The 24,420-nt window shown below is 71.5% G+C and carries 18 protein-coding genes; 7 read left to right on the top strand and 11 right to left on the bottom strand.

All coding sequences use genetic code 11. From position 1 onward, the window contains the following. Window positions 1–3: 3 nt before the first annotated feature. From pepN (JAO84_RS11810) to JAO84_RS11795, 4 genes are all read right to left on the bottom strand, one after another. Window positions 4–2,580, bottom strand: a complete 2,577-nt coding sequence (gene pepN, locus JAO84_RS11810; RefSeq protein ID WP_370412823.1) for an aminopeptidase N — start codon at window positions 2,578–2,580, stop codon at window positions 4–6. Between the two features lie 141 nt (window positions 2,581–2,721). After that, window positions 2,722–3,738, bottom strand: coding sequence for an aspartate-semialdehyde dehydrogenase (locus JAO84_RS11805; protein WP_370412822.1), 1,017 nt, complete (start codon window positions 3,736–3,738; stop codon window positions 2,722–2,724). Window positions 3,739–3,915: 177 nt separating this feature from the next. Further along, a complete protein-coding gene (locus JAO84_RS11800; protein WP_370412821.1) occupies window positions 3,916–7,245 on the bottom strand; it encodes a S8 family serine peptidase in 3,330 nt (1,109 codons plus the stop codon). A gap of 292 nt (window positions 7,246–7,537) precedes the next feature. Beyond that, on the bottom strand, window positions 7,538–8,101 hold the full coding sequence (locus tag JAO84_RS11795) for a CGNR zinc finger domain-containing protein (RefSeq protein WP_265862428.1): 564 nt from the start codon (window positions 8,099–8,101) through the stop codon (window positions 7,538–7,540). Window positions 8,102–8,265: 164 nt separating this feature from the next. On the opposite strand from JAO84_RS11795, the gene JAO84_RS11790 reads away from it, so the two are divergent. From JAO84_RS11790 to JAO84_RS11775, 4 genes are all read left to right on the top strand, one after another. Continuing rightward, a complete protein-coding gene (locus tag JAO84_RS11790; RefSeq protein ID WP_370412819.1) occupies window positions 8,266–9,165 on the top strand; it encodes a pyridoxamine 5'-phosphate oxidase family protein in 900 nt (299 codons plus the stop codon). Next, on the top strand, window positions 9,162–9,707 hold the full coding sequence (locus JAO84_RS11785) for an HPP family protein (protein ID WP_370412818.1): 546 nt from the start codon (window positions 9,162–9,164) through the stop codon (window positions 9,705–9,707). Before JAO84_RS11790 ends, JAO84_RS11785 begins: the two co-directional genes overlap by 4 nt. A 9-nt stretch (window positions 9,708–9,716) precedes the next feature. After that, complete coding sequence (locus tag JAO84_RS11780; RefSeq protein WP_265862421.1) at window positions 9,717–10,184, top strand: NUDIX hydrolase; 468 nt, start codon at window positions 9,717–9,719, stop codon at window positions 10,182–10,184. 100 nt (window positions 10,185–10,284) lie between these two features. Continuing rightward, the gene (locus JAO84_RS11775) at window positions 10,285–11,460 is read left to right on the top strand and encodes a serine hydrolase domain-containing protein (protein ID WP_370412817.1); all 1,176 of its coding nucleotides are present in this window, start codon (window positions 10,285–10,287) and stop codon (window positions 11,458–11,460) included. A gap of 3 nt (window positions 11,461–11,463) precedes the next feature. On the opposite strand, the gene JAO84_RS11770 is transcribed toward JAO84_RS11775, so the two are convergent. Then, the gene (locus JAO84_RS11770) at window positions 11,464–12,294 is read right to left on the bottom strand and encodes a hypothetical protein (RefSeq protein ID WP_370412816.1); all 831 of its coding nucleotides are present in this window, start codon (window positions 12,292–12,294) and stop codon (window positions 11,464–11,466) included. A 139-nt stretch (window positions 12,295–12,433) separates the two neighbouring features. Continuing rightward, window positions 12,434–14,995 (bottom strand): aminopeptidase N, encoded by a 2,562-nt coding sequence (gene pepN, locus JAO84_RS11765; protein ID WP_370412815.1) that lies wholly within the window; start codon window positions 14,993–14,995, stop codon window positions 12,434–12,436. A gap of 144 nt (window positions 14,996–15,139) precedes the next feature. On the opposite strand from pepN (JAO84_RS11765), the gene JAO84_RS11760 reads away from it, so the two are divergent. Continuing rightward, window positions 15,140–15,775 carry a DsbA family protein gene (locus JAO84_RS11760; protein ID WP_265862414.1) on the top strand — a complete coding sequence of 212 codons (636 nt, stop codon included), beginning with the start codon at window positions 15,140–15,142 and terminating at the stop codon, window positions 15,773–15,775. 129 nt (window positions 15,776–15,904) lie between these two features. Here the strand turns inward: JAO84_RS11760 and JAO84_RS11755 are convergent, their stop codons facing one another. Continuing rightward, on the bottom strand, window positions 15,905–16,549 hold the full coding sequence (locus JAO84_RS11755; RefSeq protein ID WP_370412814.1) for a superoxide dismutase: 645 nt from the start codon (window positions 16,547–16,549) through the stop codon (window positions 15,905–15,907). Between the two features lie 182 nt (window positions 16,550–16,731). Here JAO84_RS11755 and JAO84_RS11750 point away from each other — a divergent pair, with 182 nt between their 5' ends. Then, on the top strand, window positions 16,732–17,628 hold the full coding sequence (locus tag JAO84_RS11750; protein ID WP_370412813.1) for a hypothetical protein: 897 nt from the start codon (window positions 16,732–16,734) through the stop codon (window positions 17,626–17,628). A 73-nt stretch (window positions 17,629–17,701) separates the two neighbouring features. Here the strand turns inward: JAO84_RS11750 and JAO84_RS11745 are convergent, their stop codons facing one another. Beyond that, entirely contained in the window at window positions 17,702–19,150 is a 1,449-nt protein-coding gene (locus JAO84_RS11745; protein WP_370412812.1) for an amino acid permease, read from the bottom strand. A gap of 117 nt (window positions 19,151–19,267) precedes the next feature. Beyond that, window positions 19,268–20,662: an amino acid permease gene (locus JAO84_RS11740; protein ID WP_370412811.1), complete on the bottom strand. Its 1,395-nt coding sequence runs from the start codon at window positions 20,660–20,662 to the stop codon at window positions 19,268–19,270. 254 nt (window positions 20,663–20,916) lie between these two features. Between JAO84_RS11740 and JAO84_RS11735 the strand changes: the two genes are divergently transcribed. After that, on the top strand, window positions 20,917–21,513 hold the full coding sequence (locus JAO84_RS11735) for a biotin transporter BioY (protein WP_370412810.1): 597 nt from the start codon (window positions 20,917–20,919) through the stop codon (window positions 21,511–21,513). Between the two features lie 27 nt (window positions 21,514–21,540). Here the strand turns inward: JAO84_RS11735 and JAO84_RS11730 are convergent, their stop codons facing one another. Further along, window positions 21,541–22,839, bottom strand: a complete 1,299-nt coding sequence (locus JAO84_RS11730) for an FAD-binding oxidoreductase (RefSeq protein WP_370412809.1) — start codon at window positions 22,837–22,839, stop codon at window positions 21,541–21,543. Window positions 22,840–22,905: 66 nt separating this feature from the next. After that, entirely contained in the window at window positions 22,906–24,366 is a 1,461-nt protein-coding gene (locus tag JAO84_RS11725) for an amino acid permease (RefSeq protein WP_370412808.1), read from the bottom strand. Window positions 24,367–24,420: the final 54 nt, after the last annotated feature.

Here is a 24,420-nt window from a genome sequence, read left to right as displayed (position 1 = left end):
CCGTCAGGCCGCCGCCGCGTCCGCCGCCTGCGCCTTCAGGGCGCGCTCGACGCCCGCACGGCACTCGGTCACAAGCCGGCGCAGCGCCGGGGCCGGGTCGTTCGCCGCGATCCAGGCGTCCGTGGCGTCCAGGGTCGCCTGCGACACCTGGAGCGTCGGGTAGAGGCCGACCACGATCTGCTGAACCATCTCGTGGCTGCGGGTCTCGGAGACGTGCTTGATCGACGAGAAGTACTTCTCCGTGTACGGGGCGAGCAGCTCGCGCTGGTCGGCCTGGACGAAGCCGCCGATCACCGCCTCCTGCACCGCGTTCGCCAGCGTGTCGGACTCCACGACCGAGGCCCAGGCCTCGGCCTTGGCGGCCTCCGTCGGGCGGGCCGCGCGGGCCGTGGCGGCGTGGCGCTCGCCCGCGGCCGTCTTGTCGCGCTCCAGCTCGGCCGCGATCTCGGCCTCCTCGAAGCGGCCGGCCGCCGCGAGCCGCTGCACGAACGCCCAGCGCAGCTCGGCGTCCACCGCCAGGCCCTCGATCGTCTCGCCGCCGTCGAGCAGCGCCGCGAGCAGGCCGAGCTCGACGTCCTCACGGGCGGTCGCCGCGAAGGCCCGCGCCCACGCCAGCTGGTGGTCGCTGCCCGGGGCCGCCGCCCGCAGCTGCTGCTGCGCGGCCGTACCCCAGCGGGCCAGGCCCTCGGCGCGCCACTCCGGCGCCGCGTACAGGTCGAGGGCCACCTTCACCTGGCCCTGCAGCGACTGCACGACGCCGATGTCGGTCTCCTTGGTGATGCCGGAGAGCACCAGGTCCAGGTAGTCGCGGGTGGCGAGCTCGCCGTCCCGGGTCATGTCCCAGGCGGAGGCCCAGCACAGCGCGCGCGGCAGCGACTCGGTGAAGTCGCCGAGATGCGCGGTGACGTTCTTCAGGGACACCTCGTCGAGGCGGACCTTGGCGTACGACAGGTCGTCGTCGTTCAGCAGCACCACGGCCGGGCGCTGCTTGCCGGCGAGCTGCGGGACCGGCGTCAGCTCGGCCGCGTCGATGTCCAGCTCCAGGCGCTCGGTGCGCACCAGCTTGCCGGCCGCGTCGAGGTCGTACAGGCCGATCGCGATCCGGTGCGGACGGAGCACGGCCTCGCCCTTGGCGCCGGCGGGCAGCGCCGGGGCCTCCTGGCGGACGGCGAAGGAGGTGATCGCGCCGTTCTCGTCGGTCTCGATCTCGGGACGCAGGATGTTGATGCCCGCGGTCTCCAGCCACGCCTTCGACCAGGCCTTCAGGTCACGCCCGGAGGTCTCCTCAAGGGCGCCGAGCAGGTCGGCGAGGCGGGTGTTGCCGAACGCGTGGCGCTTGAAGTACGCCTGCACGCCCTGGAAGAACTCGTCCTGCCCGACGTACGCCACCAGCTGCTTCAGGACGGAGGCGCCCTTGGCGTAGGTGATGCCGTCGAAGTTGACGAGCACGTCCTCCAGGTCGTTGATGTCCGCCATGATCGGGTGCGTGGACGGCAGCTGGTCCTGACGGTAGGCCCAGGTCTTCTCCGCGTTGGCGAAGGTGGTCCAGGCGTTCGGCCAGCGGGTGCCCTCGACGGAGGCCTGGCAGGCGACCGAGGTGAAGGTGGCGAACGACTCGTTCAGCCACAGGTCGTTCCACCACTCCATGGTGACCAGGTCGCCGAACCACATGTGGGCCAGCTCGTGGAGGATGGTCTCGGCGCGCCGCTCGTAGGCCGCGTCCGTCACCTTGGAGCGGAAGACGTACTGGTCGCGGATGGTGACCGCGCCCGCGTTCTCCATGGCGCCGGCGTTGAACTCCGGCACGAAGAGCTGGTCGTACTTGGCGAACGGGTACGCGTAGTCGAACTTCTCCTGGAACCAGGTGAAGCCCTGCCGGGTCACGTCGAAGATGTGCTCCGCGTCCAGGAACTCGGCGAGCGACGGACGGCAGTAGATGCCGAGCGGCACGACCTGGCCGTCGGCGCCCTCGTACGACGAGTGCACCGCGTGGTACGGGCCGACGATCAGCGCGGTGATGTACGAGGAGATGCGCGGGGTCGGCGCGAACTCCCACACGCCGTCCTTCGGCTCCGGGGTGGGCGAGTTGGAGATCACGCTCCAGCCCTCGGGCGCCTTCACGGTGAACTGGAAGGTGGCCTTCAGGTCGGGCTGCTCGAAGGAGGCGAAGACCCGGCGGGCGTCCGGCACCTCGAACTGGGTGTAGAGATACGCCTGCCCGTCGACCGGGTCGACGAAGCGGTGCAGGCCCTCACCCGTGTTGGTGTACGCGCAGTCGGCGACGACCTTCAGCTCGTTGCGGCCCTGCTTCAGGTGCGGCAGCGCGATCCGCGAGTCCCGGAAGACCGCGGCCACGTCGAGGGCGTGCCCGTTCAGCACGACCTCGTGCACGGCGGGCGCGACGAGGTCGATGAAGGTCTCCGCGTTCTCCGCGGCGGAATCGAAGCGGACGGTGGTGACGGACCGGTAGGTGCCGCCCTCCTGCGCACCCGTGAGGTCGAGGTCGACCTCGTACGCGTCCACGGACAGCAGCTTCGCCCGCTGCTGAGCCTCTTCACGGGTCAGGTTCGTACCAGGCACCCGGTCAACTCCTCGGTTTCGTGACGTTTGGGCCATCCTTCCACGGGGTGAGCGGGAGGCGCACGGCACATTTCCCAGGGCGAACAAGAAGGAACGGCGGCCACCGTCACCGGTGACCGCCGTTCCTCCGTACGGCGGGGATCAGCCCTGCAGTTCCTTCGCGACGAGCTCCGCGATCTGCACGGCGTTCAGCGCCGCGCCCTTGCGCAGGTTGTCGTTGGAGAGGAAGAGCGCGAGGCCGTTCTCGACGGTCTCGTCGACCCGGATGCGGCCCACGTACGAGGCGTCCTTGCCGGCGGCCTGGAGCGGGGTCGGGATCTCGGAGAGCTCGACGCCCTCGGCGTCCTTCAGCAGCTCGTAGGCCCGCTCGACGCTGATCGGACGCTCGAAGCGGGCGTTGACCTGGAGCGAGTGGCCGGAGAAGACCGGGACGCGGACACAGGTGCCGGAGACCTTGAGCTCGGGGATCTCCAGGATCTTGCGGGACTCGTTGCGGAGCTTCTGCTCCTCGTCGGTCTCGTGGGTGCCGTCGTCGACGAGGTTGCCGGCGAGCGGGACGACGTTGAAGGCGATGGGGCGCCGGTAGACGTTCGGCTCGGGGAAGGCGACGGCCTCGCCGTCGAAGGCCAGCTGGTCGGCCTGCTCGGCCACGGCGCACGCCTGGGTGCGCAGCTCGGCGACGCCGGCCACGCCCGAGCCGGAGACGGCCTGGTAGGTGGTGGCGATCAGCGCGGTGAGGCCGGCCTCCTGGTGGAGCGGCTTGAGCACCGGCATCGCGGCCATGGTGGTGCAGTTCGGGTTGGCGATGATGCCCTTGGGGCGGTCCTTGACCGCGTGCGGGTTGACCTCGGAGACCACCAGGGGGACCTCGGGGTCGCGGCGCCAGGCGGAGGAGTTGTCGATCACCACGGCGCCCTGGGAGGCGACCTTCTCGGCGAGGGCCTTGGAGGTGGCGCCGCCGGCCGAGAAGAGCACGATGTCCAGGCCGGTGTAGTCGGCGGTGGCGGCGTCCTCGACGGTCACGCCGTCGACGACCTTGCCGGCGGAGCGGGCGGAGGCGAAGAGACGCAGCTCGTCGACCGGGAACTTCCGCTCGGCCAGAATCTTGCGCATGACTGTGCCGACCTGACCGGTGGCTCCGACGATTCCGACCTTCACGGGGACTCCTCCGTACGAGTGTGCAGGTGCTGCGGCTTCCATGATGCGTATGTCCCGGGTCGCCTTGTCCAATCCATTGTCCAAGGGCCGGACAGGTCACGGGACGGTCACATGCGGGGGGACGGCGAAGGGGTGGGCACCGGTTCCGGTGCCCACCCCCTCGTACTCCCGTGGATGCTACGGGGTGACCTTCTCGATCACCACGCTGCCGGTGCCTGCGGCGGTGCCCCGCGCGTTCACCAGCTGCACCTCGCCGAAGAACTGCCGGCCCTCGGGCGCGGCGGCGTTCACGACGACCTCGGCGGAGACGTCCGCCGAGCCGCCGTTGGCGAGCTGGACCGGCTTCGACTCGTCGACCTTCACGGTGCCGAGCGCGGACGAGTAGTACACGTCCTTGTAGTCGTAGGCGGTGCCGCCGGCCGCCTGCACGGAGTAGCCGTCGATGACGACGGTGTACGTGCCGGGGGCGGGCTTGAGCAGGGTCACGGCCTCCTCGGAGTCGCCGTCGGCGGACTGGCCGACCTGCTTGCCGTCGAGCGTGACCGTGAGGTCGAGGTCGGCGGCCAGGTCGGAGGTGTTGCCGATGGCGATGTCGAGGCGCTCCACGCCCTCACCGATGGTGACGGTGCGGGTCTGCTGCTCGTGGTGCTGGATGGTCGGGCGCTCGGACTTCTGCGAGCCGAGCGAGCCGCCCTTGAGGTGCCCGTCGATCGCGGCGAAGCCGTTGCCGACCTTCCACTGCACGGCGGCCGGGGTGCCGATCTTCGCCTCGGCGACCTTCTGGACGGCCGGGTCGAAGTCGGCGCCGAGGACGGACACGTTCAGGGTGAACGGGTTGTCCAGGTCCGGCGAGGTGCGGCGGGACTCGACGATGATCTCCCAGACGCCCGGGATCGGGTTGGCGTAGGAGCGCAGGTCGGGCCGGCAGGCGTTCGCCGGGTTGTAGTGCGGGTAGCACTGGTTCGACGCGGAGTCGTCCACCGCTACGCCGTACGGGTGCTGGGTGATGAACCGGGTCTGGCTCTTCTCCTTCAGCCCGCCGATCGAGACCTCGAGGGTCTTGGCGCCCTTCGGCACGGTCACGAAGTAGGACTTGTGACTGTTGCGCTGCGTGGTGCCGGTGGCGGTGAAGCCGAAGCCCGGCGCGACCAGGTCGTTCGACACGACCGAGGTGGCGAGGATCTGCTTGTCGACGCCCTCGGTGCGCTCGTCGTCGGCCTCCAGGATCACGCTGTGCACGCCGGCGGTCCGCGGGCGGGCCTCCAGCCTGACCGTGACCGGCTTGTTCAGCGGCAGGTCGATCTCGTCGTCGCCGAGGATCCGGAAGGTGCCGTCGTTGTACTTGAGGTCGAGCTCGTGCTCGATGGTCCGGTTCGGGCCGCTCGTGCGCGTGACGGTGACGTCGTAGACCTTCTTCTGGCCGACCTTGAGGCCGCCCTCGCGGTCGTACACACCGGTGCCGGTGTGCGGGGCCGGGAAGATCGCGGTGTCGACCGGGGCCTCGACCTTGTAGTCGTGGGCGGTGGCACCGTCCTTGATCGACTCCCAGGCCTCCTCGATGTCGATGAGGCCGGCGCCCTGCTCGTGGGCCGCGACGCCCGAGATGCGCTTGGCGGTCGAGGTGAGCGCGGTGCGCAGGGTGAGCGGGGAGAGCGCGATGCGCTTCTGCTTGGCGGCCGAGATCAGCAGCGCGCTCGCGCCCGCCGCCTGCGGCGAGGACATCGAGGTGCCGTTGAGCATGCCGTAACCGGCGGGCAGCGGGTAGCCGGCCTCCGCCACGCCCTGGCCCTCCAGCCAGGTCGGGATGGAGTTCACGGCCGAGCCGGGCGCGGTGATGGTGGGCGTGAAGCCGCCGTCCTCACGCGGGCCGCGCGAGGAGAACGGGAACATCGCGTACTTCTTCTCGACGGCCGAGCCGTAGTTGGCGGCCCAGGTGTCCTTGGAGACGGCCGCGCCGACCGAGAGGACCTTGTCGGCCAGGCCGGGGTCGCCGATCGTGTTGATGCCCGGGCCCTCGTTGCCGGCCGAGATGACCAGCTGCACGCCGTACTCGTCGATGAGCCGGGTGTAGAGGCGGGCGCGCACGTTGTCGCCGTCGTTCTGCAGCGGCAGACCGCCGATGGACATGTTGACGATGTCGACGCCGCGGTTCACGACGAGGTCCATCATGCCCTCGGTGAGCGCGGTGTTGGTGCAGCCGCCGGTCCACGTGCAGGCGCGCATGGAGACGAGCTTCGCGCCGGGCGCGGCGCCGCTCATCTTCCCGCCGAACAGGCCGTTGGCGGCGGTGATGCCGGCCACGTGGGTGCCGTGCGCGGACTCGACGAGACCGACGTTGACGAAGTCGGCCTTCTTGCCGACCCAGGTGCCGCCCAGCGGGTCCATCGGCACGTCCTTGCGGATCTGCACGACGAACGGGACCTTCTCGGCGACCGGGGTGGCCGGGTTGTCGGTACCGAAGTAGCCGACCTGGTTGCCGTCCTTGTACGGCTTCATCGGCGCGTTGTCCGTGAAGTCGCCGTTCTGGTCGGTGTCGACCCGGACGGTGCCGGCGGCGGCGTCGTAGAGCAGACCGAAGACGTCGGTGGTGTCGCCGTCCCGGTTGATGTCGCCCTTCGGGTCGCCGCCCGCGGTGACCGACTCGCGGAACACGCTGAAGCTGTAGGAGCCCTCGGGGGCCTTCCAGCTCTGGCTGCTCGCGGTGAAGACCGGGCCGGTGACCGGGGTGATCTGGGCGCGCCAGGTGCCGTCGCCCTCGGTGATCGGGTCGGTGGCGGTGACCCAGTCGACGATCTTGCGCTCGCCGGTGGTGGTCTTCTGCAGCGCCGGGTGGCCGAGGTCGACACCGGAGTCGAGGATGCCGATGGTCACGCCGCGGCCGTCGGCCTTGGGGTGCTCCTTGACGAAGTCGACCGCGCCCGTCTCATACGAGGGGTTGTACGGGTTCTTCGCCGGGGTGTACTTGCCGGGCGCCGGGTAGGTCCGGGTGACCGTGGTGCCCTCGACGGCGCCGGTGGTGCCGGCGTCCGGGGTGGGGTCGTCGAGCTCGATCTCCGCCTGGAGGTCGATCGACTGGACCGAGGAGAGCTTGGTGGCGGCCTTGATGGCCGCGTCGGCCTTCGCGGTCGGCAGGGTGGCGCGGACATAGCCGAGCCTGTCGTCCTGCTTGCCGACGGAGGCGCCGGGGACGGCGTCGAGCTGGCCGGCGACCTGCTCGGTCGCGCCGGGGGCGGTGGCGACGAGCACGGTGACGTTCGGCTGGTGCGCGGCCTCGGCCTCGTCGAGGCGCTGGGCGTCGGTGACGCCGAGCTTGTCGGCCGGGTCGGCGGTCTTCGCCGGGGAGGTGGCCGGGGTGCCGGTCGCCGGGTCGTCGGCGGCCAGGACCGGGGCGGCGCCGCTCGCGATCAGCGCGGTCACGAGTCCGGCGGCGGCGGCGATACGGGCCGCACGTCTGGTCCCGGGGGTCGAGCGCCCGGGTATGGAGCTCTGCGATTCGGGGGTGGTCATTTACATCCCTGAAGTGAAAGGAGAGGGTCCGGATTTCGGTACCGGATGACCGCTCAGCCTTTCGCAAGTGACAGGGGTTTGGGGAGAGTTCCCGGGCGGCGGAATGCGGGCGTGGCGCACATCCGCCACTGGGGATCGTGCGCCACGGAGAACGAATCACCTCAACAGGGGTGATTCGTCAGAGGGTTGGGACGGGGGTCGATATAGGGGTTGATAGGGGGGTTGACGAGGGTGCCGGAAAGGGGGTCGGGGAGGGGCTTGGGGAGGGGATCGGGGAGAGGGCCGGGAAGGGTCACTGGTCCTTCGTGCGGGCGTAGTGCCGGGAGGCCTTGGCCCGGTTGCCGCACAGGGCCATCGAGCACCAGCGGCGGGTCCCGTTCCGCGAGGTGTCGAAGAAGTGCAGGATGCACGCCTCGTGGGCGCACTTGCGGATCCGGTCCGGCTGGGTGCGCAGGAGGTCGAGGTAGTCGCGCGCGGCGGTCCAGCCGGGACCCCAGGCGGGGTCGGCGAACTCCGGCCGCTCGCCCGGGCCCTCGGTGCTGAGCACGGCCCGGATGCGCCCGTGGTCGAGGACCGCGTCCACCCGCGCGGTGGCCGCCGGGTCGCCGGGCCGGTCGACGAGCGCGCCGAGCGCGTCCCGGGCGGTGAGGGTGTGCCGCAGGGTGGCCGGGTCGGCGGCGAAGCGCCCGTCGAGTCCGTTGGCGGCCAGCCAGATCGCCAGCCCGTCGGTGTCCGTCAGCAGGTCCTGCCGTACGCCGTCCGCCATCCAGCGGGTGTTGAGCAGGTCCAGGGAGACGGGCTCGCCGGTGAGCGGCCGCGGGTCGGGGGCGGGGGCGGCGGCGGTCGGGACGGTCATGGCGGGCGCCCTCCTCGGCGGCGGCGGTTTTCGGACTAACCCTTGAAGGTTACGTGACTGGTTGCGCGATGGCGTCGCTAACCTCTAAAGTCCCGATGAAAGGTTAGCTGTCATCGGTCGTGAGGGGTGGGGCAGGCCCCTGGGCCCGCATCCCTGGAGGAACCATGCGCACGCACCTCCCCGGCTCCACCGTCCTCGAACGCACCGGCATCACCCCGGTGGCCGCCGCCTTCCTGGAGGCCCAGCCGATGCTGGTGCTCGGCGCCGCCGACCCGGCCGGCCGGGTCTGGGCGAGCCTGCTCACCGGCCGCCCCGGCTTCGCACGCGCCACCGGCCCGCACACCTTCTCCGTCGCCGGTGGCATCCCCGCCCACGACCCGCTCGGCACGGCGGTCACCGGCAGCGACACCGACATGGACACCGACACCGCCGGCACCCCCGTCGGCACCCTCGCCGTCGACCCGCGCACCCGGCGCCGGCTGCGCCTCAACGGCCTCGCCCGCCCCAGCGCGCGCGGGCTGCGCGTCGAGACCGAGCGGGTCTTCGCCAACTGTTCCGCGTACGTGTCACAGCGCCGGCTGTACGGCACGGGCGACGCGGGCGTCGTCCTGGGGCCCGGGGTCGGGGCCGTGCGGCGCGGCACCGCGCTCAGCCGCGCCCAGCAGCGCCTGGTCAAGGCCGCCGACACCTTCTTCGTCGCCAGCGCCACGCCCGACGGCGCCGACGTCAGCCACCGCGGCGGCCGCCCCGGCTTCGTCACCGTCGAATCGCCCACCGAGCTGAGCTGGCCCGACTACCCGGGCAACGACATGTTCCGCACCCTCGGCAACTTCGCCGCCGACGGGCGCGCCGGACTGCTCCTGCTCGACTGGCCCACCGGCACCACCCTCCAGCTCTCCGGCCTTGCCCACACCGAGTACGGCCCCGGTGGCCGGACCGTCCGCTTCCGCCTCGACCACACCGTCCAGGCCCGGACACCGATCCGCTGGTCGGCCCCCGTGACCCCCACTCCTCAACCCGCCGCTCACCCCGCCTCGAACCTCACCGCGAAGGACCACCTGTGACCACCGCCCAGCCCGCCGCCGCGCCCGCCGTCGCCGTCCGGCCCGCCTCGGCGCCGCCCCGGCCCCGCCCGCGCGTGCTGCTCGCCTCCACGGCCATCAGCGTCACGGCGCTCCTGCTGCTCGTCGCCGTCGGCACGGTCCTCCACCAGCCGCTGCTCATCCCGCCGCTCGCCGCCAGCATGGCCCTCGTCGCGGGCGCCCCCGACCTGCCGCTCGCCCAGCCCCGCTCGGTCGTCGGCGGCCAGCTCCTCTCCGCCCTCACCGGCTTCGCCGTCCTCGCCCTCGCCGGCCCCGGCCTCTGGTCCGCCGCCCTCGCCGGCGGCCTCGCCCTCGGCGTGATGGCCGCCGCCCGCACCCCCCACTCCCCGGCCGCCGCCACCGCGGTCATCGTCGCCCTCCAGCACCCCCCCGTTCTGGACCTTCCTGGCCCTCCTCGCCCTCGCGGCGGTGCTCCTGGTCGCCGTCGGCCTGGCGGGCGCGCGCGTGACGGGACGGCGCTATCCCGCGTACTGGATCTAGGGCCCGTCCCCGTTTCCCCCTAACCTCCCGGTATGAAGCAGGAGTTGCGGGTGGCGGCCTACGCCGTGTGCGTCCGGGACGGGGAGATACTGCTCGCCCGCTGGGTCGCCAAGGACGGGCGCAAGCGGTGGACACTGCCCGGAGGCGGGATGGACCACGGCGAGGAGCCGGTCGAGACCGTCGTGCGGGAGGTCGAGGAGGAGACCGGGTACGTGGCCGAGCCCACCGTGCTGCTCGGGATCGACTCCATCCGGCGCAACTGGCTGCGCCGGATGGGCGGGCCCGGCGACTGGCAGGGGCTGCGGATCATCTACGAGGCGCGGATCACCGGAGGCGAGCTGCGGCACGAGACCGACGGCTCCACCGACCTCGCCGCCTGGCACCCGCTCGACTCCGTACCCGCCCTCGACCGCGTCGATCTCGTCGACATCGGCCTCCAGCTCTGGCGCGACCGGCCCCCCTCGGGCCGCTCGCACCTCACCGATCCGGCGAACGGCTGAAAAAGGATCAACCGTCCGGACGGGTCTCAACCCGCCGCTCACCTCCCGCGGTCCCCTCCCGTGACCGCAGTTCACGATCACGGGAGACCCGGGAGTCCGCATGTCAGCCACACGCACCGCACGCACCGTCCGTACCCTCCTCGCCGCCGGACTGGTCGCCGGCCTCACCGCCACCGCGCTCGCCGCACCCGCCGTCGCCGCCACTGCGGCCCCGTCCGCCCCGGCCGCCTCGGCGAAGCCGTCCCACGCCCTCACCCAGCAGGCCCTGGACGCGGTCGTCGCCGAGGGCGTGCCCGGCGCCGTCGCGCAGGCCCGGGACGGCAAGGACCGCTGGACCGGCACCGCCGGCGAGCGCAACGGCAACGACCGTTTCCGGGTCGGCTCCATCACCAAGACCTTCACCGCCACCGTGCTGCTCCAGCTCCAGGCCGAGGGCCGGCTCGACCTCGACGACCCGGTCGAGAAATGGCTGCCCGGCGTGGTCCGCGGCCACGGCCACGACGGCCGCGAGATCACCGTCCGGCAGCTGCTCAACCACACCAGCGGCATCTACGGCTACACCGAGGACCCGGGCTTCCAGGAGAAGGTCTTCGGCCCCGGCTTCCTGGAGCACCGCTACGACACCTGGACCCCGGAGCAGCTCGTCGCCATCGCGATGACCCACGAGCCCGACTTCGCGCCGGGCACCTCCTGGAACTACTCCAACACCAACTTCGTGCTCGCCGGCATGGTCATCGAGAAGGTCACCGGCCGCCCCTACGGCAAGGCCGTCGAGAACCGGATCATCAAGCCCCTGAAGCTGCGGGCCACCAGCGTCCCCGGCGCCAAGTCCCGTATGCCGCAGCCGCATTCACCCGCGTACTCGAAGCTGACCCTGGACGGCACCGGACCGGTCCACGACGTCAGCGACCTCAACCCGAGCCTCGCCGGCGCGGCGGGCGAGATGATCTCCGACGCGAACGACCTGCAGACCTTCTACCGCGCCCTGCTCAAGGGCCGACTGCTCCCGAAGGCCGAGATGAAGGAGATGACCGACACGGTCGCCACTCCCCTCGACGGGGGGTCGACGCGGTACGGACTCGCGCTGACGCAGACGAAGCTGAGCTGCGGGAAGGAGGTCTGGGGCCACAGCGGCGGCATCCATGGATCCACCTCGCACGCCGTGGTCACCAGGGACGGCGCGCACTCGCTCGCCGCGAACCTCAACGCCGACTGGACGGGTGACACCCAGCCCCTCCTGGAGGCGGAGTTCTGCGGCACGGCCCCCAAGCAGTAGGGGTCAGCGGGGCAGGACGACGACATAGGCGGGCGGCTGCCGGTCGGCCGCGGCCATCAGGGCCGTACGGACCACGGTCGCCTGCTGGTCCATCGCCTCGCGCAGCTTGCGCGGGGTGAGGTGGACGACGGTGATGCCGAGCCGCTCCAGGTGCTCGCGCTTGCGCGTGTACTCCGTCCACAGCGCGTCGTCGTCCTGCCGCGGCGCCCGGGTGTCCAGCTCCACCGCGACCGCCTGGTCCGGCCAGTAGGCGTCGACGCCGCCGAGGTGCGGGCCGCCCGGCAGCCGCAGGTCCACGTTCCACAGCGGGTCCGGCAGCGCGAACTCCCGCACCATCGCGTACAGCCGGTCCTCGGCGATCGACCGGCCCTCGGCGAGCAGCGAGTCCACCGCGTCCACCACGTGCGGCCGGGTCAGCAGCCGGGCCCGGTTCAACTCCCGTACCACCGCGCCCGGTTCGCAGTGCCCGCCGCTGACCGCCTCGGTGAGCAGCTGGCGTACCACGCCCGCGTCGTTCAGCGACGCGACCGCGTCGGCGAGCGCCCGGGGGACCGGGGCGACCGGCATCCCGTCGATCTCCACCGGCTGCGGCGGCTCGGCGGTCCGCACCACCCGGACCTGCCCGGTGGACCGCACCCGGCGGGTGCGCGGGACGAGCACGTCGACCCGGTCGATCATGCCGGTCGGGGGAGCGGAGGCGAAGCGGTGCAGGGAGAGCGCGGCGAGCCCGGTGAGCATCGCCTCGGGGCGGGCGTGCCGGAGGGCCTCCCGGAACCGGTCGGCGCCGGTGTGGGGGAGGGGGGAGAGGGAAGCCTTGGGGGTGTTGTGGTTCATGTCGACGGTCTTCCGTCGTCCGAGCCTCAACTAACCGCTGTTACAAGCGCGTCGACGAATCCGGACAAGCCGGGGCTAAAGTACGCGCGTTCGAGTGCCGAGTAGGCCCCCGTCACCGGGGGCCCACCCGCTCGTACGGCTACGCGGCGCGCGCGTCGCACTCCTGGGCCCGCAGCGCCCGGGCCAGGTCGTCCCGCGCCTCCAGGACGAGCCGGCGCAGCGCCGGGGCGGCGTCGGCGTGGTCGGCGAGCCAGGCGTCGGTCGAGGCCAGCGTCTCGTCCCGGTCCTGCAGCCCCGGGAACAGCCCGCGCACCACGTCCATGCCGATCTGGATCGAGCGCTCGGCCCAGATCCGCTCGATCACCGCGAAGTACTTCTCCGCGTACGGCGCGATCAGCTCGCGCTGCGAGGGCCGCACGAAGCCCGCGATCGTCGCCTCCACCAGGGCGTTGGACAGCGCGTCCGACTCGACGACCTGCGCCCAGGCCTGCGCCTTGACCGCCGCCGACGGGCGGGCGGCCAGACAGCGCACCTGGTGGCGCTTGCCGGTCGCGGTGTCGTCCCGGGTCAGCTCCGCGCCGATCCGCGCCTCGTCGGCACGCCCGTGGGTGGCCAGCGGCTCCAGGAACGCCCAGCGCAGCTCCTGGTCGACGTCGAGGCCGTCGATGCCGGCCGAGCCGTCGAGCAGGCCCTCCAGAAGCTGGAGGTCGGCGTCCGAGGAGGCCACGGCGGCGAAGAAGCGCGCCCAGGTCAGCTGGTGCTCGCTGCCCGGCTCGGCGAGCCGCAGCTCGCGCAGCCCGCCCTCGGCGAGCAGCCGCCCGCCCTCCGGACGCCACTCGGGCGCCGCGTAGTGGGTGACCGCCGACTGCGCCCAGGCGTGCACCATCTGCAGCACGCCGATGTCGGTCTCGCGGCCCGCGAACTCCAGCGCGACCTTGACGAAGTCACGGGCCGGCATGAGGCCGTCGCGGGTCAGGTTCCACAGCGCCGACCAGCACAGCGCGCGGGCCAGCGGGTCGGTGATGTCGCCGAGGTGCGCGCGCAGCGTGGCGAGCGAGCCCTCGTCGAAGCGGACCTTGCAGTACGTGAGGTCGTCGTCGTTGACCAGGACCAGGTCGGGCTTCTCGGCGCCCGCCAGCTCGGCCACGACGGTGCGGGCGCCGGTGATGTCGGCCTCCACGCGCGCGTACCGCACGAGATCCCCGCCGGAGAGCTTGTACAGGCCGACGGCGGCGCGGTGCGGGCGCAGCTCGTCGCCCTCCTGGACCACGGCGAGCTCGGTGATCCGGCCCTCGGCGTCGTAGGTGACGTCCGGGGTGAGGCTGTTGACGCCGGAGGTCTGCAGCCAGGACTTCGCCCAGGCCTTCATGTCCCGGCCGGAGGTCTCCTCCAGGACGGTCAGCAGGTCGCTGAGGCGCGTGTTGCCGTAGGCGTGGCGCTTGAAGTAGCGGCGGGCGCCCTCCAGGAACGCGTCCCGGCCCGCGTACGCCACCAGCTGCTTCAGGACCGAGGCGCCCTTGGCGTAGGTGATGCCGTCGAAGTTCAGCTTGGCGTCCTCCAGGTCACGGATGTCGGCCGTGATCGGGTGGGTGGACGGCAGCTGGTCGGCGCGGTACGCCCACGCCTTGCGGTTGTTGGCGAAGGTCACCCAGCTGTTGGTGAAGCGGGTCGCCTCGGCGAGCGAGAAGGAGCCCATGAAGTCGGCGAAGGACTCCTTCAGCCACAGGTCGTCCCACCACACCATGGTGACCAGGTCGCCGAACCACATGTGGGCCATCTCGTGCAGGATCACGTTGGCCCGGCGCTCGTACGCCGCCTGCGTGACCTTGCCGCGGTAGATGTACTCCTCGCGGAAGGTGACCATGCCCGGGTTCTCCATGGCGCCGAGGTTGTACTCGGGCACGAAGGCCTGGTCGTACTTCCCGAAGGGGTACGGGTAGTCGAAGTTGTCGTGGAAGAAGTCGAAGCCCTGCTTGGTGATCAGGAAGACGTCGTCCGCGTCGAAGTGCTTGGCGAGCCCCTTGCGGCACATGGCGCCCAGCGGGATCTCCAGCTCGGAGCCGTCGGCGAGGGTGCGCTTGTACGTGTCCGTGACGTAGTGGTACGGACCGGCGACGACACAGGTGATGTACGTGGAGATGGGCGCCGTCTCGGCGAAGTGCCACCGTCCGTCGGCGTCCTGCTCGCCCACGCCGTTCGACCACACCGTCCAGCCCTCGGGCGCGTCCACCGCGAAGCGGTACGGCGCCTTGAGGTCGGGCTGCTCGAAATTGGCGTAGACGCGACGGGCGTCGGCCGGCTCGTACTGGGTGTAGAGGTAGACCTCGCCGTCCTCGGGGTCGACGAAGCGGTGCATGCCCTCGCCGGTGCGGCTGTAGGCGCACTGGGCGTCGACGACCAGCACGTTCTCGTCGGCGAGGCCGTCGACCGCGATCCGGGAGCCGTCGAAGACGGCCTTCGGGTCGAGCTCGCGCCCGTTGAGGGTGACCGCGTTCACCGAGGGGGCGATCAGGTCCACGAAGGTGGCGTCGCCCGAGCCGGTGCGCCGGAAGCGGATCGTGGTCACCGACCGGAAGGTGCGCACACCATCCCCGGACTCGCCGACCGCCGAACGCAGGTCGAGGTGGACCTCGTACCCGTCGACGGTCAGCAGCTCGGCCCGCTCGCGGGCCTCGTCGCGGGACAGATTCTCACCGGGCACGGGGCACTCCTTCGTGACGCCATCGAAACAGCACCGATCCTGCCATGTGCCACTGTCACCCGGCACAGGGGAATGCGATCCGGGGCTTGAAGCGTTGCGTCCTTCGGCGCAACGCTGACCGAGACCTTTTGCCGAGGAGACTTCATGTCCGAGAGCAGGACCACCGCAGAGTTCTTCTTCGACCCGCTGTGCCCGTGGGCCTGGATGACCTCCCGCTGGATGCTGGAGGTGGAGAAGGTGCGCCCGGTCGACGTGCGCTGGAAGGTCATGAGCCTGGCCGTGCTGAACGAGAACCGGCTCGACGAGCTGCCCGAGCAGTACCGGGAGATGCTGGAGACCCAGGCCTGGGGCCCGGTCCGCGTGGTGATCGCGGCCCAGCAGCTGCACGGCGACGAGGTCGTCGGCAAGCTCTACACGGCGCTCGGCACCCGGTTCCACAACAACGGCGAGGGCCCGACCCGCGAGGCGGTCGTCGGCGCGCTCACCGACGTCGGCCTGCCGGCCGAGCTCGCGGACTTCATGGACAAGGACACCTACGACACCGAGCTGCGCGCCTCCCACCAGGAGGGCATCGACAAGGTCGGCCAGGACGTCGGCACCCCGGTGATCTCCGTGCCCGGCCCGGACGGCGACGAGGTCTCCTTCTTCGGCCCGGTGGTCACCCCGACCCCGCGCGGCGAGGCCGCGGCCCGGCTGTGGGACGGCACCCTGCTCGTCGCCGCGACGCCCGGCTTCTTCGAGATCAAGCGCACCCGGACGGCGAACCCCAGCTTCGAGTAGTCCGCCCGCCCCTGTGCCGTACGGAAGAACCCCCGCGATTCACGTCATCGCGGGGGTTCCTCTTTCATCCGCCTGCCCGGTGAAGGTTGAGAAGACGATCACGAGCAGGAGTACGGGGAGCGCGGAGGCTCAGATGCCGATCAGCGGGGTGCGGCCCTTGGCGTCGGCGTAGCGCTTCTGCACGTCCTGCCAGTTGACGACCTGCCACATGGCCTCGATGAAGTCGACCTTCTGGTTCTTGTACTGCAGGTAGAAGGCGTGCTCCCAGGCGTCGAAGACCAGGATCGGGACCGAGCCCTGGCCCACGTTGCCCTGGTGGTCGTAGACCTGCTCGACGATCAGCCGGCCGCTGATCGGCTCGTAGGCGAGGACGCCCCAGCCGGAGCCCTGGGTGGTCGCGGCGGCCTTGGTCAGCTGGGTCTTGAACCCGGCGAAGGAGCCGAAGGACTCGGTGATCGCGTCGGCGAGCTCGCCGACCCCGTCGGCGGCCAGCGGCTCGCCGCCGCCTCCGTCCTTCGGGCTGTTCATGTTGTTCCAGTAGATCGAGTGCAGGATGTGGCCGGACAGATGGAAGGCCAGGCTCTTCTCCAGGCCGTTGACCGACCCCCACTGCTCCTTGTCGCGGGCCTCCGCCAGCTGCTCCAGGGTGTCGTTCGCCCCCTTCACATAGGCCGCGTGGTGCTTGTCGTGGTGCAGCTCGATGATCTGCGGGTTGATCACCGGCTCCAGCGCCGCGTAGTCGTACGGCAGTTCAGGAAGCGTGTAGATCGCCATGGGCCGACCCCTCCGAAGGCTTATTGCACATCATATGCAAGTGCAGGCTAGCAGCAGGTGCTGTCGAAGTTGATCAGCCCTCGGGCCTAGGTCCACCGCGCCCCGTGACTGCTTCCGTGCGCTCCGCCGATCGGAGTAGTCCGCCCTGTTCCGGCCCGTTCAAGATCCATAGCGTGCGGGGCATGAAGCTCACCCTGAGATTCGCCGTCGCCGCTGCCCTCGTCGCCCTGCTCACCACCCCGGCCCAGGCCGCCGACCCCTGGCAGCAGGTGGGCACCGACGCCCGCAGCGGCGTCAGCGGCCTCGCCAGTGAGGGGCCGGGCAGCGACAGCGCCCTGTACGTCAACGACAACAAGCGCTCCGGGCAGCCCCGGCTCTCCCGGGTCTCGTACCGGGACGGCGCCCTCGCCGTCGGGCGGCTCACCTGGAGCGGGGCCGAGCCCAACGACCTGGAGGCCATCGAGGCCGTCCCCGGAGCGCCCGGCGAGTACCTGGCGCTCGCCAGCCGCGGCATCGTCTACCGGATCAAGGTCGACGGCGCCACGGCCACCGTCGTGGACTACGCCCCGCTGCCCGCGATCGGGCAGGGCGACGACTACGAGAGCTTCGCGCTCGTCGCCCGGGACGGGAAGCTCGCCGCCCTCTGGGCCGACCGCGGCGACGGCCCGGACCGCCCGGCCACCCTGTACGCGGCGCCGCTCACCTTCGCCGCCTGGGGGCAGCCGCTGTTCGGCGCCGTGACCCGGCGCGCGTACACCTCCTCGTACCCGCAGGGCGACGGCACCCGGCACATCTCCGACCTCACGGTGACCGACTCCGGCCGGATCCTGGCCGGTTCGGCCTCGGACGCCGGTGACGACGGCCCCTTCGACTCCGCCGTCAGCGACATCGGCCAGCTGAGCCTGTCGGCCACCGGCCGCGTCCGGGTCGCCCTCGCCCCCACGCCCACCCTCCTCGGCACCTTCCCCGGCTACAAGGTCGAGGCGGTGGAGTGCCTGCCGGGCACGGGTGACGCGCTGCTCGGCACGGACGACGAGAACCAGGGCGGATACGTGCGCACCGCCCCGTACTGCGCGTGACCGCGCACAGAAAACACGGTGCCCCGCCGAGCAGAGGCTCGGCGGGGCACCGCACGTCCGATGACGGGATCCGTCAGACCTCCTCGGCCGCGGGCGTCACCGCGCCCGCACCGGCCGGCTCACCGGCCCGCGCCTTCTGCCGCACCACCCCGATCACGGCGAGGACCAGCGTCATCGCGCCCGTCGCGTACAGCTGCACGCGGGTGTCCGCCTCGCGGGCCATCAGGAAGAAGATGACCGCCATCCCGGCCAGGGCGACATAGGTCAGGCCCGGGTAGAGCCACATCCGCACGACCAGCTTCTCGGGCGCTTCGCGCTCCAGACGGCGGCGCAGCACCAGCTGCGAGGCCGCGATGAAGATCCAGACGACCAGGATCACGCCGCCGATCATGTTGAGCAGCCACGGGAAGATCTTGTCCGGCGACCAGTAGTTCAGGCCCACGCAGACAAAGCCGAAGAAGCAGGAGGCGAGCACGGCCGGGCGCGGCACGCCGGCGGAGACCTTGCCGAGCACCTTCGGGCCGAGGCCGCGGCCGACCAGGGAGAAGGCGATGCGCGAGGAGCCGTAGATGTTGGCGTTCATCGCGGAGAGCAGGGCGACCAGGACCACGACGTTCATGATCTGGCCGGCGCCGGGGATGCCCAGGTGGTCGAGGGCGGCGACGTACGGGCCCTTCTCGACGACCGCCTTGTCGTCCCACGGGATGAGGGTGACGACGACGGCCATCGAGCCGATGTAGAAGAGCGAGATGCGCCACATCGCGGTGCGCACGGCCTTCGCGACGCCCTGGACGGGGTTGTCGGACTCGGCGGCGGCGATGGTGACGGTCTCCATGCCGCCGTACGAGAAGACCGAGGCGAGCAGGCCGATGACCAGGCCCTCACTGCCGTTGGGCAGGAAGCCGCCCTGGCCGAAGAGGTTGGCGGTGCCGGGGGAGTCGGTGCCGGGCAGCACGCCCGTGATGGCGAGCACGCCGAGGCCGAGGAAGAGCGCGATCGCGCCGACCTTCAGGGCGGCGAACCAGAACTCGAACTCGCCGAAGTTCTTCACGGCCGCCAGGTTGGTGCCGCAGAACACCAGCATGAAGAGCGCGACCCAGGCCCACTCGGGCGTGCCGGGCAGCCAGCCGGTGACGATCTTCGCCGCGCCGATGCCCTCCAGACCGACGGCCACGCTGAGCAGCACCCAGAACGCCCAGCCGGAGGCGAAGCCCGCCCACGAGCCGAAGGCCCGCTCGGCGTGCGAGGAGAACGAGCCGGAGGACGGGTACGCCGCCGACATCTCGCCCAGCATGCGCATCACGAGCATGACGAGCAGACCGGAGAGCGTGTACGCGAGGACGATCGACGGTCCGGCGGCGGCGATGCCGGCGCCGGAGCCGACGAACAGGCCGGCGCCGATGACGCCGCCGAGCGCGATCATCGACAGATGGCGCTGCTTGAGGCCATGGGTCAGGCCCCCGGTGGGGGTCGTCGCGCCGTCCTTGCGGTCGGCCGGCGCGGGCGCGGTGGTCCGAGACATGGGCGAACTCTGTTCACTAGCTGAGACAGGGGAGGTGGCCCACAGTCTGTGGGGCCGCCCCGCTCACAGGGAACAGGTGTCCGCTATACGGGCACCGGTTTCACACAAGGTGAAGATTCAGGTGCGGCCCGTGCGGATCTCGCGCACCCACGCCACCACCAGGACCGCCGCCGTCGCCCCCGCCGACCACAGCACCTGCGGCCGCGCCCCGTCGTCCAGCAGCATCAGGACGAGCACCACGCCCATCGCCGCGAGCGCCACCCAGGTCAGCCACGGGAAGCCCCACATCCGCAGGGTCAGCGTCTCCGGCGCCTCCCGCTCGATCCGGCGCCGCAGCCGCAGCTGGGACACCGCGATCAGCGCCCACACGAACAGCAGCACCGCGCCGACCGCGTTGAGCATGTAGAGGAAGACGGAATCCGGCCACTTCAGATTGAGCAGCACCGAGACGAAGCCGAAGGCCACCGAGGCGAGCACCGCCCGCAGCGGCACCCCGCCGCCCGAGACCTTCAGCAGCCCCTGCGGCGCCTCCCCGCGCTCGGCCAGCGAGAACACCATCCGGGACGAGCCGTAGAGGTTGGCGTTCAGCGCCGAGAGCAGCGCCACGAACACCACCACGTTCATGATCTGGCCGGCCCCCGGCACCCCGATCGCGTCGAGCACCGCCACGTACGGCGACTCGCCCGGCTCGATCGCCGTCCACGGCAGCAGGGTCACGATCACCAGCATCGAGCCCACGTAGAAGAAGAGGATGCGCCACACCGCGCTGCGCACCGCGCGCGCCACATTGCGCGCCGGGTCGTCGGACTCGGCCGCCGCGATCGTCACGACCTCCAGACCGCCGAAGGCGAAGACGACGGCGAGGACCCCGGACACCACCCCGGACCAGCCGTGCGGCAGGAAACCGCCCTGACCCGTCAGATTCGCGAGCCCCACCGGATCCGTGTCAGGGAGCCAGCCGACGATCGCGAGGACCCCGAGCGCCAGGAAGAGGACGATCGCGCCGACCTTCAGGGCGGCGAACCAGAACTCGAACTCGCCGAAGTTCTTCACCGCCGCCAGGTTGGCCGCCGTGAACACCAGCATGAAGACCAGCACCCAGCCCCACTGCGGCACTCCGGGCACCCAGCCGTGCGCGATCCGGGCCGCGCCCGTCGCCTCCACCGCGAGCACCACGACGAGCAGGAACCAGTACAGCCAGCCCACCGAGAAGCCCGCCCAGCGCCCGAGCGCCCGCTCCGCGTGCACCGAGAACGCGCCGGAGGCCGGCATCGCCGCGGACATCTCGCCCAGCATCCGCATGACCAGCATCGCCAGCGCGCCCGCGAGCAGATACGAGACGACGATCCCGGGACCCGCGACCGCGATGCCCGCGCCCGAACCGACGAACAGACCGGCGCCGATCACCCCGCCCAGGCCCAGCATCGTCAGATGACGCTGCTTCAGCCCGTGCGAGAGCGGCTCCGGTTCGGGGGCCAGGCGGGACGGCGGGGCGGGTGGTGCGTCGTGCATGTGGGGGGCTCACGCTCTTCGGTTGTTTATGGGGACCCCACAGTCTCTCCGTTGAGGCGGCGCCGACGCAAAAGGGACCTCCTGGCAGGTCTTCCCCGTGACGAGCGTCACGTGGCGCGCGGGCGTGAGCGGCCGACTTGTTCGATCTCCACGAAGAGCGCGCCCCGGGCTTTGTGGGCGGCTGACCGTGATCGGGCGTTCACTCCTGGCATACGGTCGAGCCTGCCCCTGTCCCCTCGCCCCGCGGAGTACCGATGAGCACCGCCGCCGCCCCCGTCTCCTCCCTCCGTTCCGGTACGGTCCTCGCCGACCTGATCCCGGCGAGCCGCGTCCGCGACCTCGCGCTCGTCGTCGGCGGCGCCGCGCTCACCGGCCTCGCCGCGCAGCTCACCGTGCCCGTCCCGGGCTCCCCGGTCCCGGTCTCCGGCCAGACCTTCGCCGCCCTGCTCGTCGGCACCGCCCTCGGCGCCCGCCGCGGCTTCCTCTCCCTCGCGCTGTACGCCGTCGCCGGCATGGCGGGCGTGCCGTGGTTCGCCGAGGCGTCCTCGGGCTGGGCCATGCCGTCCTTCGGCTACATCCTCGGCATGCTGCTCGCCGCCACCGTGGTCGGCGGCCTCGCCCGCCGCGGCGCCGACCGCTCGGTGCTGCGCACGGCCGGCACGATGGTGCTCGGCTCCGCGATCATCTACGCGGTCGGCGTGCCCTACCTGGCCCTCGCCACCGGCATGTCCTTCGGCCAGGCCGTCGCCGCGGGCCTGACGCCCTTCCTCATCGGCGACGCCCTGAAGGCGGCCCTGGCCATGGGCCTGCTGCCCGCCTCCTGGAAGCTGGTCGGCGGCCGCCAGGGCTGACCATCCCTTCCTTCCTTCTTTCTGCGTTCACCCGAAGAGGTTCGCCGGATCGAGCTCCGACTTGACCGCGGCGAGCCTCTTCGCCGTCTCCGGGTCGTACAGCCCCTCCGTGCGCTCCCGGTCGCCGAACACGAAGTTCACCGCGCGGCCGAGGGTCCGCGGCGCCAGCGCCGCCTCCACGCGCGCGTGCAGCTCCCGTACGGGCGCCGCCCCCGCCTCGTCCAGCGGATACAGCGCCCGCACCAGCCAGCCCGCCTCGCGGTACGGCACCGAGGCCGGCCCCTCCGCGGCCAGCGCCCCGCCCAGGTGGTTGAGCTGCACCACCGCCATCCGCCCGGCCTCCGGCCCGGTCAGCCGCAGCACCTCCACCAGGGCGTCGACGTCCGCCGTGTCCAGCAGGATCCCGTCGCCCCAGTAGGCGTGCGGGAAGTCCGGGTCGGCGTGGATCGAGGGGCTCTCGCTGTACGGGAGCTCCCGCAGCGAGTCCGAGAGCGCGGGTCCGAGCGCCCGCAGCGGCGCCACCAGGCGCTCGCCCTCGACGGCGTCCCCCGTGAAGGCGACCCGCACCGAGAGCACGTACCGCCCGCGCAGCCGCGGCGGCAGAGCGGGCGCGTCGGGGTGGACGAGCGCGGCGAGCGAGGAGGTCAGGGCGGCCGGCAGGCCCTCGGCCCAGCGCACGTACCCCCGCAGCAGCCCGGCCGGGTCCACCGCCGCCCCGTCGAAGGCGATCGAGCCGCCGTAGAGCCGCGCGACCGGCACCAGGTCGACGGTCACCTCGGTGACCACGCCGAACCGGTGCACGGCTCCGCCGCCGAGCAGCGCTCCGAACGCCGCATCTCCCGGCACCAGGCGTCGCACGGCGCCGTCCGCCGTCACCAGGTCGACCGCGCGCACCCGGTCGGCGGCCCAGCCGTGGGTCCGGCCCAGGATCCCGAGCCCGCCGCCGAGGAGATAGCCGACCGCGCCGACGCCCGGCGAGGAGCCGTTCAGCGGGGCCAGGCCGTGCGGCGCGGCCGCCTCGACCACCTGCCCCCAGCGCGCCCCGGCGCCGATCCGCGCGGTGCGGGCCACCGGGTCGACCTCGACCCCGTCCATGGCCCGGGTGTCGATCAGGACCCCGCCCTCGACGGGCCCGCCGAGCCCGTGCCCGGTGCTGGTGACGGTGACGGACAGGCCGTGCTCGGCGGCGTACCGCACGGCGGCACGGACGTCCTCCGGCCCGGTGGCGGAGACGAGGCGGTCGGGCCGGACGGCGAAGGCGGTCTGGAAAAACACGGAAGCTCTCCGTTCCCGAGGGGGTGGGTGTACGGAGAGCTTCCGCCTCATACCTGACAGCCTCCGTCAGGTATGGGAAGCGATCGCGGTGATCGCGGTTCGGACGGTGATCGCGGTTCAGACCGTGTCGACGAGCTCCGACTGCGCCTTGGACTTCCGGACCCGGTCCTTGACCAGGCCGATCGCCAGGACGAGCGCCGCGACGAGCAGCGAGAGCACGACCTGCTCACGGTTGCTGCCGCCGTCGTAGACCATGTAGCCGAGGACGAAGACGATCATCGCGGCGGTGGCATAGGTCAGGTACGGGAAGAGCCACATCTTCACGACGAGCTTCTCCGGCGACTCGCGCAGGATGATCTTCCGCATCCGCAGCTGGGTGAGGCAGATGACCAGCCACACGAACAGCGCCACCGCGCCGGAGGAGTTCAGCAGGAAGGCGAAGACGTCGTCCGGGCGCCAGTAGTTGAAGAAGACCGCGACGAAGCCGAAGACCACCGAGGCGAGGATCGCCGCCACCGGGACACCGCGGGTGTTGGTGCGGGCGAAGGCCTTGGGCGCGTCACCGCGCTGGCCGAGGGAGAAGGCCATGCGGGAGGCGGTGTAGAGGCCCGAGTTCAGGCAGGACAGGACGGCGGTCAGGACGATCACGTTCATGATCTGGCCGGCGCCCGGGATGCCGATGGAGTCGAGGGCCGCGACGTACGAGCCCTTCTCGGTGATCGACTTGTCGTTCCACGGCAGCAGGGTGAGGACGACGAAGATCGAGCCCAGGTAGAAGACGCCGATCCGCCAGATCACGCTGTTGGTGGCCTTGGTGACGGCGCGCTGCGGGTCCTCCGACTCGCCGGCGGCGAGGGTGACGATCTCGGAGCCCATGAAGGAGAAGACGACCATCAGCACACCGGTGAGGATCGCGCCCGCGCCCATCGGGAAGAACCCGCCGGCGTCGGTGAGATGCGCGAATCCGGCGCCCGGGTTGTCCGAGCCGGGCAGTACGCCGAAGACGGCGAGCAGGCCGATGACCACGAAGGCGCCGATGGCGACGACCTTGATGCCGGCGAACCAGAACTCGAACTCGCCGTACGAGGCGACGGAGCCGAGGTTGGTCGCGGTGAGCACGACCATCACGATGAGCGCCCAGGCCCACTGCGGGACGGCCGGGATCCAGCTCTCCAGGATCACGGCACCGGCGGTCGCCTCGACGGCGAGCACGACCACCCAGAAGAACCAGTACAGCCAGCCGATGGTGAAGCCGGCCCAGCGACCGAGCGCCTGGTCCGCGTAGGCGGAGAAGGAGCCGGAGGAGGGGCGGGCGGCGGCCATCTCGCCGAGCATCCGCATCACGAAGACGACCATGGCGCCGACGAGCGCGTAGGAGAGGAGGATGGCGGGACCGGCGGCGGCGATGCCGGAGCCGGAGCCGACGAAGAGACCGGCGCCGATGACACCGCCGATGGCGATCATCGACAGGTGGCGGTTCTTCAGCCCGGCCTTCAGGCCGTTGGAGTCGGTGGGCTGGGTTTCACCGGGGTTTCCGGTGGCTCCGCCTTCCTTCGCCAGGGTCGGCTGCGTGTTCATGAACGCTTCCTTCGGTGTGGGGGCGTGCTCGGGTCGCGAGCTGGAGACATGAAA

Source organism: Streptomyces fradiae (assembly GCF_041270065.1).
GTDB lineage: Bacteria > Actinomycetota > Actinomycetes > Streptomycetales > Streptomycetaceae > Streptomyces.
The sequence above is the reverse complement of the archived record's forward strand: the minus strand, read 5'-3'. Positions and strand labels throughout refer to the sequence as shown.

Bases quoted from the DNA above. Each gene is read 5' to 3' on its own strand.
- JAO84_RS11800 (WP_370412821.1), bottom strand. From the start codon at position 7,245: ATGACCACCCCCGAATCGCAGAGCTCCATACCCGGGCGCTCGACCCCC.
- JAO84_RS11795 (WP_265862428.1), bottom strand. From the start codon at position 8,101: ATGACCGTCCCGACCGCCGCCGCCCCCGCCCCCGACCCGCGGCCGCTC.
- JAO84_RS11790 (WP_370412819.1), top strand. From the start codon at position 8,266: ATGCGCACGCACCTCCCCGGCTCCACCGTCCTCGAACGCACCGGCATC.
- JAO84_RS11780 (WP_265862421.1), top strand. From the start codon at position 9,717: ATGAAGCAGGAGTTGCGGGTGGCGGCCTACGCCGTGTGCGTCCGGGAC.
- JAO84_RS11775 (WP_370412817.1), top strand. From the start codon at position 10,285: ATGTCAGCCACACGCACCGCACGCACCGTCCGTACCCTCCTCGCCGCC.
- JAO84_RS11770 (WP_370412816.1), bottom strand. From the start codon at position 12,294: ATGAACCACAACACCCCCAAGGCTTCCCTCTCCCCCCTCCCCCACACC.
- JAO84_RS11760 (WP_265862414.1), top strand. From the start codon at position 15,140: ATGTCCGAGAGCAGGACCACCGCAGAGTTCTTCTTCGACCCGCTGTGC.
- JAO84_RS11755 (WP_370412814.1), bottom strand. From the start codon at position 16,549: ATGGCGATCTACACGCTTCCTGAACTGCCGTACGACTACGCGGCGCTG.
- JAO84_RS11750 (WP_370412813.1), top strand. From the start codon at position 16,732: ATGAAGCTCACCCTGAGATTCGCCGTCGCCGCTGCCCTCGTCGCCCTG.
- JAO84_RS11745 (WP_370412812.1), bottom strand. From the start codon at position 19,150: ATGTCTCGGACCACCGCGCCCGCGCCGGCCGACCGCAAGGACGGCGCG.
- JAO84_RS11740 (WP_370412811.1), bottom strand. From the start codon at position 20,662: ATGCACGACGCACCACCCGCCCCGCCGTCCCGCCTGGCCCCCGAACCG.
- JAO84_RS11735 (WP_370412810.1), top strand. From the start codon at position 20,917: ATGAGCACCGCCGCCGCCCCCGTCTCCTCCCTCCGTTCCGGTACGGTC.
- JAO84_RS11730 (WP_370412809.1), bottom strand. From the start codon at position 22,839: ATGAGGCGGAAGCTCTCCGTACACCCACCCCCTCGGGAACGGAGAGCT.
- JAO84_RS11725 (WP_370412808.1), bottom strand. From the start codon at position 24,366: ATGAACACGCAGCCGACCCTGGCGAAGGAAGGCGGAGCCACCGGAAAC.